The 2703-nt window shown below is 48.3% G+C and carries 3 protein-coding genes; 1 reads left to right on the top strand and 2 read right to left on the bottom strand.

Translation table 11 applies throughout. From position 1 onward, the window contains the following. Window positions 1-113: 113 nt before the first annotated feature. Window positions 114-623, bottom strand: coding sequence for a P-loop nucleotide/nucleoside kinase family protein (locus GC093_RS02695; RefSeq protein WP_171650317.1), 510 nt, complete (start codon window positions 621-623; stop codon window positions 114-116). 298 nt (window positions 624-921) lie between these two features. Between GC093_RS02695 and GC093_RS02690 the strand changes: the two genes are divergently transcribed. Then, complete coding sequence (locus tag GC093_RS02690) at window positions 922-1749, top strand: catalase (RefSeq protein WP_246313306.1); 828 nt, start codon at window positions 922-924, stop codon at window positions 1747-1749. 110 nt (window positions 1750-1859) lie between these two features. Here the strand turns inward: GC093_RS02690 and GC093_RS02685 are convergent, their stop codons facing one another. Further along, the gene (locus GC093_RS02685; protein WP_171650316.1) at window positions 1860-2642 is read right to left on the bottom strand and encodes an SDR family oxidoreductase; all 783 of its coding nucleotides are present in this window, start codon (window positions 2640-2642) and stop codon (window positions 1860-1862) included. Window positions 2643-2703 lie beyond the last annotated feature (61 nt).

The following is a 2703-nucleotide window of genomic DNA, read 5'->3' as shown; positions in this document are numbered from 1 at the left end:
TACTGCCCGTTAACTTAATGAAGGCAGCCAGTAAGTATCCTGGCTGCCTTTGCATGCTGTACATTATGCTATTGTACCTATTACTTCAATTATCATAAGGTAATTTCTATCACTTAGAACAACTTATGTATCCGAAATCTGGGATCTTTAACGATTTCCTCAGCGAGTTCCTCTGGACGTTTGCTGTCGGCGTCCAATAGGAATGGTTCATTGGTCGGTGACGCCATCAACTTGTTCAGAAGGAATAGTGAACGTTGGATATATTGTTCATCTCCTCGCTGACTGAGTCGAGCGGCAATGGTCTCCGGTTCCGCATGGAGCACAACATAGTGGAGCGTCGCGTCGAGATCCGACAGCTGGTCATAGAACCATTGCAGCTCGTCTTCAACGACGAAATCGATAACCACATCTAGCCCGTGCTGAAGAAAATTTCGCGTCACTGCAGTGATATTAAGCCAGGCCAGTCGGAGTCGTTCCTCCCAGGGCGATTCATTCGTCCCTCGGTACACATGGAGAAAGAGATCGCCCTCAATCAAAGCGCATAGGTTCATCGAATCAGCCAGCGACTTGGAGACGGTCGATTTCCCTACACCAAGTGGACCAGAGATAATATAGATAGCCATTTGTTTCCTCCATCACAGGACCTTCCTTACAAACTTATTTATTCTTGCTGTTGTTGCGTTATCCTGCCGTTCATAACCCAGATAGAGGGCTCGTATTAAATTTACTTTTTTATGGATAATATTATGTAATTCTATACAACAAACAGGAGGACCATGACATGAAGGACTTTCGTCCAAACAGCGCTGCTTCGATGGAGGTTAGGGACCATTCAAGCCTATCTACGCAGACGGTGGATGCGATAGAGGAACTCTCCGGTGTTCATCCCGGATACCGCCGTGTGCATGCAAAAGGTATTTATTGCCGCGCTGTGTTTCGCCCGAGCGGTCTTGCGGCGCCGTTCACCTCTGCTCCCCATTTACAGGAGCAGGAGGTAGAGGCGGTTGTCCGGTTGTCCGCTTCTCCGGCAGTTCAACCAATCCTGCGCTGGCGGATCTCCTGTCTCTGGCCAAAGGAATGGCCGTTCAATTCGTCCTGCCGGACGGCAGCTTCACGAACCTGGTCGGTACAACGGTGCCGGTCTTTTTTGCACGAACACCCGAATCCTTCCTAGACATCATTCGCGCCGCACATCGTGTCCAGGAAGGCAGCGTTCAGCTGTGGGATCTTATTACAGAGATTTCGGCCCATTTCGCAGAAAGCAAAGAAAGTCTCCTTGCAGTCAAGAATCTGAAACCCCCAGCCAGTTACGGCGAATCCCGTTATTATTGCATTCATGCTTACTTCTTTACAGACCGTGAAGATAATGCGCACCCCGTCAAATTCGAATGGATCCCGGATGCCGGCGTGCGGACAATGTCCATAATAGAGGCCGCGGACCAGCCGAGCGATTACCTGGAAGATGAACTACGGCTGCGCCTGAAGGAAAAGCCAGTTGTATTTATGCTTACAGCGATTTTAGGCGAAGCAGGCGATCCCACGAACGACCCCACCTGCGCCTGGCCTGACGACCGTCGTCGGATTGATCTCGGCCGCCTCTATATATCGAAGATCATCAACGAGCCGGCAGATCTGTTCATGGACCCAACCGTCATTTCATCCGGTATGGCCTTGTCCGATGACCCCATTCTCAACTTCCGCCATGTCGTCTACGCAGAATCCTATCAAAGACGTCGCGACGGCCGCTGATCTGAACAAATTATGCCGACTAACCTCATCGCATCTTTCACTGGATGAGGTTAGTCGGCATAATTTAGCCGGCAACCTCATTTCATACCGCATTAAACTATCGTTATCCGTTAGTTGAACCCACCCGTGGAATGTAATACTTGGCCGGTAACCCACTCCGCATCATCAGTGGCTAAGAATCCAACCAGACGAGCTGCATCCTTAGGTAATCCTACTCTACCTGTTATAAATTGCTTAGATAGTTGCTGTCGTAGGTCAGGAGTCATCCAGCCGGTATCTGTGGGGCCAGGATTTACCGCATTTACTGTGATTCCTTTTGAACCCACCTCTGCTGCAAAAGTGCGTGTGAAAGCATCAATTGCCCCTTTCGTCGTGGCATAAGAGATTTCACCAGCCATGGGGCCTAGTGATTGGCCAGATGTCATATTGATAACTCGGCCACCTGCCGATTGCGTAAACCGTCTTGCGAATTCCACACTAAGTATAGTTACCGCCCTAACATTAATTGCGTAATGTGCATCCAGAGACTCTGGGGTAATCGTGTTTAAGTCATCGTTAACTGAATAACAAGCATTATTGACAAGAATCGATGGTTCTCCTAGCTTCTGCTCAACGTTATTTAATAACTCCACAAAGCTTTCAGGTACAGAAAGATCAATCCTTAGGTGTTCGCAACGAACGCCCATGGATCGAATTTCGTCACATAGTTGCTTTTGCTCCTCGTTATTGCTCCCCCAGGGCATCTGTTGATCATAATTAACCCAATGTGTAAAAAATACATCCGCACCTAGATAGGCCAACTCTTTGCATACTGCAGCACCGATTCCTGCGCTACGACTTGCACCTGTTACTATTGCGATTCTACCTTTTAATCTACCGGGTGTAGTAGTCATAGGTCTTTTCTCTCCTATTAAGGTCCTTATTTTTTTGCCAACAGTTCATTAAACTCTCGTT

The sequence above is a fragment of the Paenibacillus foliorum genome, assembly GCF_013141765.1.
In the GTDB taxonomy this organism is placed as follows: domain Bacteria; phylum Bacillota; class Bacilli; order Paenibacillales; family NBRC-103111; genus Paenibacillus_S; species Paenibacillus_S foliorum.
Note: the sequence above shows the minus strand (reverse complement) of the source record. Positions and strands in the feature narration are given on the sequence as shown.

Bases quoted from the DNA above. Each gene is read 5' to 3' on its own strand.
- GC093_RS02695 (WP_171650317.1), bottom strand. From the start codon at position 623: ATGGCTATCTATATTATCTCTGGTCCACTTGGTGTAGGGAAATCGACC.
- GC093_RS02685 (WP_171650316.1), bottom strand. From the start codon at position 2,642: ATGACTACTACACCCGGTAGATTAAAAGGTAGAATCGCAATAGTAACA.